Genomic DNA, 5,472 nt, shown 5'->3' with positions numbered 1-5,472 from the left:
TATGTCCGGCGGCGTCCTACTCTCCCACAACCTCGCGGTTGCAGTACCATCGGCGCTGAAAGGCTTAACTTCCGGGTTCGGGATGGGACCGGGTGTTTCCCTTTCGCTATGGCCGCCGTAACTCTAACGGTCGTCACCCTCCACCAGACCCAACCCACATGCAGGGGTTGGTGGTGGTTTCCGGGCGACGCCAAGTATCGGCGTGTTCTGGATGTGTGGACGCGAGCACTCGCATAGACGTGGTTGTTGTCTTGGTTGAGTGGTTGTGGGACAAGCCCTCGGCCTATTAGTACCGGTCGGCTAGGCATTACTGCTGTACACCTCCGGCCTATCAACCCAGTGTTCTGCTGGGGGCCTTACCCACTTACGTGGTGGGAAACCTCATCTTGAAACGTGCTTCCCGCTTAGATGCATTCAGCGGTTATCACTTCCGAACGTAGCTAACCAGCCGTGCCCCTGGCGGGACAACTGGCACACCAGAGGTTCGTCCATCCCGGTCCTCTCGTACTAGGGACAGCCTTTCTCAAGTTTCCTGCGCGCGCGGCGGATAGGGACCGAACTGTCTCACGACGTTCTAAACCCAGCTCGCGTGCCGCTTTAATGGGCGAACAGCCCAACCCTTGGGACCTGCTCCAGCCCCAGGATGCGACGAGCCGACATCGAGGTGCCAAACCATCCCGTCGATATGGACTCTTGGGGAAGATCAGCCTGTTATCCCCGGGGTACCTTTTATCCGTTGAGCGACCACGCTTCCACATGCCGTGGCCGGATCACTAGTTCCGACTTTCGTCCCTGCTCGACATGTCTGTCTCACAGTCAAGCTCCCTTGTGCACTTACACTCGCCACCTGATTGCCAACCAGGCTGAGGGAACCTTTGAGCGCCTCCGTTACATTTTAGGAGGCAACCGCCCCAGTTAAACTACCCATCAGGCACTGTCCCTGATCCGGATCACGGACCTAGGTTAGACATCTAGTACGACCAGAGTGGTATTTCAACGATGACTCCACCCCAACTGGCGTCGAGGTTTCACAGTCTCCCACCTATCCTACACAAGCCGAACCAAACACCAATACCAAACTATAGTAAAGGTCCCGGGGTCTTTCCGTCCTGCCGCGCGTAACGAGCATCTTTACTCGTAGTGCAATTTCGCCGAGTCCACGGTTGAGACAGCGCCCAAGTCGTTACTCCATTCGTGCAGGTCGGAACTTACCCGACAAGGAATTTCGCTACCTTAGGATGGTTATAGTTACCACCGCCGTTTACTGGGGCTTAAGTTCTCCGCTTCGACACTTACGTGTCTAACAGGTCCCCTTAACCTTCCAGCACCGGGCAGGAGTCAGTCCGTATACATCGTCTTACAACTTCGCACGGACCTGTGTTTTTAGTAAACAGTCGCTTGGGCCTGGTCTCTGCGGCCATCACCGCTCCCACCGCAGGGGTGTTCACGGATCCGGCCCCCCTTCTCCCGAAGTTACGGGGGCATTTTGCCGAGTTCCTTAACCATGGTTCGCTCGATCGCCTTGGTATTCTCTACCTGATCACCTGAGTCGGTTTGGGGTACGGGCGGCGCATAGCTCGCTAGAGGTTTTTCTCGACAGCATAGGATCATCCACTTCCCCAACTGGGTCCCCATCAGATCTCAGACTCGTCATCAAAGACAGCCGGACGGATTTGCCTACCCGACGTCCTACATCCTTGGCCACGGACAACCATCGCCGTGGTTGGACTACCTTCCTGCGTCACCCCATCGCTTGACTACTACCAGCTCGGGTCCCACGCTCCGCCACATCCCATCCCCCCGAAGGGTTCAGTAGACATGGTTTCGGGTGGTTAGCATCACCAGGTTCGTCATGGGCGCTACTTTGCCGGTACGGGAATATCAACCCGTTGTCCATCGACTACGCCTGTCGGCCTCGCCTTAGGTCCCGACTTACCCAGGGCAGATTAGCTTGACCCTGGAACCCTTGATCATTCGGCGCACGTGTTTCTCACACGTGATTCGCTACTCATGCCTGCATTCTCACTCGTGTCGCGTCCACCCCTGGGTCACCCCGGAGCTTCACTCGCGACACGACGCTCCCCTACCCATCCACACACCTGAACCACAAAGGCTTAGCTGTTGTATGAATGCCATAGCTTCGGCGGATGACTTGAGCCCCGCTACATTGTCGGCGCGGAATCACTTGACCAGTGAGCTATTACGCACTCTTTCAAGGGTGGCTGCTTCCAAGCCAACCTCCTGGTTGTCAATGCGACTCCACATCCTTTTCCACTTAGTCACCGCTTAGGGGCCTTAGCTGATGGTCTGGGCTGTTTCCCTCTCGACTACGGAGCTTATCCCCCGCAGTCTCACTGCTGCGCTCTCACTTACCGGCATTCGGAGTTTGGCTAACGTCAGTAACCTGGTAGGGCCCATCGGCTATCCAGTGCTCTACCTCCGGCAAGAAACACGCAACGCTGCACCTAAATGCATTTCGGGGAGAACCAGCTATCACGAAGTTTGATTGGCCTTTCACCCCTATCCACAGGTCATCCCCTCAGTTTTCAACCTAAGTGGGTTCGGTCCTCCACGCGGTCTTACCCGCGCTTCAACCTGCCCATGGATAGATCACTTCGCTTCGGGTCTTGATCGTGCTACTGCACCGCCCTGTTCGGACTCGCTTTCGCTACGGCTACCCCACACGGGTTAACCTCGCAACACAACGCAAACTCGCAGGCTCATTCTTCAAAAGGCACGCCATCACCCCAACACCCACAAGGGGCAGCCGGGCTCTGACGGATTGTAGGCACACGGTTTCAGGTACTATTTCACTCCCCGCCAGGGGTACTTTTCACCTTTCCCTCACGGTACTTGTCCGCTATCGGTCATCAAGGAGTATTTAGGCTTAACGGGTGGTCCCGCCAGATTCACACGGAATTTCAGGGGTTCCGTGTTACTTGGGATACCGTCCCAGAGACGAACGCTTACGCATACGGGGCTATCACCCTCTACGGCGCTGCTTTCCAACAGACTTCGACTTCACGAACGTTTTCTTACTCTGTGTCGATCCGGCAGAATCAACAAGACAGTCCCACAACCCCCCATGCGCAACCCCTGCCGGGTATCACACGCATGAGGTTTAGCCTCATCCGATTTCGCTCGCCACTACTCTCGGAATCACTGTTGTTTTCTCTTCCTGCCGGTACTGAGATGTTTCACTTCCCGGCGTTCCCTCCACACACCCTATATATTCAGGTGCAGGTAACTGGACATGACTCCAGCTGGGTTCCCCCATTCGGACATCCCCGGATCAACGCTCGGTTGCCAACTCCCCAGGGCTTATCGCAGGCTCCTACGTCCTTCATCGGCTCTTGATGCCAAGGCATCCACCATGTGCCCTTCATAGCTTGTCTCACAAACACTCAACGAAGACAACAACTACAAAAGTTAATACAAGATGCTCGCGTCCACTATCCAGTTCACAAATAACAACCCCACCACCAGCCACCACACCGAGAAACCCGGAGGGGGTCTGAGGAGGAACGCACTGAGGGAGTGATCCCCCAGAGCCCAACAGTGTGCCAACCCCACCCGACCAACCCCAAGCCCCCTGGTTCCACACCCACCCCCCCACACAAGGAAGAGGAACGAGCAGTACTGAGAAGACCCGGACCAACCGGGCAAAGCATCATCGACGATTCCACTAGTGAGACACCACCATGCGTCACCACACATTCGGTGATGATCGGGGTGTGTGCTCCTTAGAAAGGAGGTGATCCAGCCGCACCTTCCGGTACGGCTACCTTGTTACGACTTCGTCCCAATCGCCAGCCCCACCTTCGACGGCTCCCTCCCACAAGGGGTTAGGCCACCGGCTTCGGGTGTTGCCGACTTTCGTGACGTGACGGGCGGTGTGTACAAGGCCCGGGAACGTATTCACCGCAGCGTTGCTGATCTGCGATTACTAGCGACTCCGACTTCATGGGGTCGAGTTGCAGACCCCAATCCGAACTGAGACCGGCTTTTTGGGATTCGCTCCGCCTCGCGGCATCGCAGCCCTTTGTACCGGCCATTGTAGCATGCGTGAAGCCCTGGACATAAGGGGCATGATGACTTGACGTCATCCCCACCTTCCTCCGAGTTGACCCCGGCAGTCTCCTATGAGTCCCCACCACGACGTGCTGGCAACATAGGACGAGGGTTGCGCTCGTTGCGGGACTTAACCCAACATCTCACGACACGAGCTGACGACAGCCATGCACCACCTGTACACCGACAAAAAGGGGCACCATCTCTGGCGCTTTCCGGCGTATGTCAAACCCAGGTAAGGTTCTTCGCGTTGCATCGAATTAATCCGCATGCTCCGCCGCTTGTGCGGGCCCCCGTCAATTCCTTTGAGTTTTAGCCTTGCGGCCGTACTCCCCAGGCGGGGCGCTTAATGCGTTAGCTGCGGCACGGAACCCGTGGAATGGATCCCACACCTAGCGCCCAACGTTTACGGTGTGGACTACCAGGGTATCTAATCCTGTTCGCTCCCCACACTTTCGCTCCTCAGCGTCAGGACATGCCCAGAGAACCGCCTTCGCCACCGGTGTTCCTCCTGATATCTGCGCATTTCACCGCTACACCAGGAATTCCGTTCTCCCCTGCATGCCTCTAGTCTGCCCGTATCGAAAGCAAGCACCGAGTTAAGCCCGGCGTTTTCACTCCCGACGCGACAAACCGCCTACGAGCCCTTTACGCCCAATAATTCCGGACAACGCTCGCACCCTACGTATTACCGCGGCTGCTGGCACGTAGTTGGCCGGTGCTTCTTCTGCGGGTACCGTCACTTGCGCTTCGTCCCCGCTGAAAGAGGTTTACAACCCGAAGGCCGTCATCCCTCACGCGGCGTTGCTGGATCAGGCTTCCGCCCATTGTCCAATATTCCCCACTGCTGCCTCCCGTAGGAGTCTGGGCCGTGTCTCAGTCCCAGTGTGGCCGGTCACCCTCTCAGGCCGGCTACCCGTCGAAGCCTTGGTAGGCCATTACCCCACCAACAAGCTGATAGGCCGCGAGCACATCCCCCACCGAAAAAACTTTCCACACCCATTACATGCGTAAAAGTGTCGTATCCGGTATTAGACCCCGTTTCCGAGGCTTATCCCGAAGTGAAGGGCAGATTACTCACGTGTTACTCACCCGTTCGCCGCTCGTGTACCCCCGAAAGGGCCTTACCGCTCGACTTGCATGTGTTAAGCACGCCGCCAGCGTTCGTCCTGAGCCAGGATCAAACTCTCCGTTGAAAAACAACACCCAACACCAACCCCAAAGAGCCAGTAACTGGGAAAAAGAGATGCCCTGACAGACGACACTGACAAAAAATTGTCAGAATCATTGTCAAAGACACCATCAACCAACCCCACCACCCGAAAGCGATGAAAGTCAGCCGACGGGGCATAACAAACTAATTCGTCGACTATGACACACTGTTGAGTTCTCAAGGATCAC

General features: G+C 56.5%; 3 rRNA genes. All 3 read right to left on the bottom strand.

Going from position 1 to position 5,472, the window contains the following annotated elements:
• Nucleotides 1-3: 3 nt before the first annotated feature.
• Nucleotides 4-120, bottom strand: a 5S ribosomal RNA gene (gene rrf, locus QWY28_RS22985).
• Nucleotides 121-266: 146 nt separating this feature from the next.
• Nucleotides 267-3,395, bottom strand: a 23S ribosomal RNA gene (locus tag QWY28_RS22980).
• A gap of 352 nt (nt 3,396-3,747) precedes the next feature.
• Nucleotides 3,748-5,267: ribosomal RNA gene (locus tag QWY28_RS22975) — 16S ribosomal RNA — on the bottom strand.
• Together the 16S, 23S and 5S rRNA genes form the textbook arrangement of a ribosomal RNA operon.
• Between the last annotated feature and the right edge of the window lie 205 nt (nt 5,268-5,472).

The organism is Nocardioides oceani (assembly GCF_030412965.1).
In the GTDB taxonomy this organism is placed as follows: domain Bacteria; phylum Actinomycetota; class Actinomycetes; order Propionibacteriales; family Nocardioidaceae; genus Nocardioides; species Nocardioides oceani.
The sequence above is the reverse complement of the archived record's forward strand: the minus strand, read 5'-3'. Positions and strand labels throughout refer to the sequence as shown.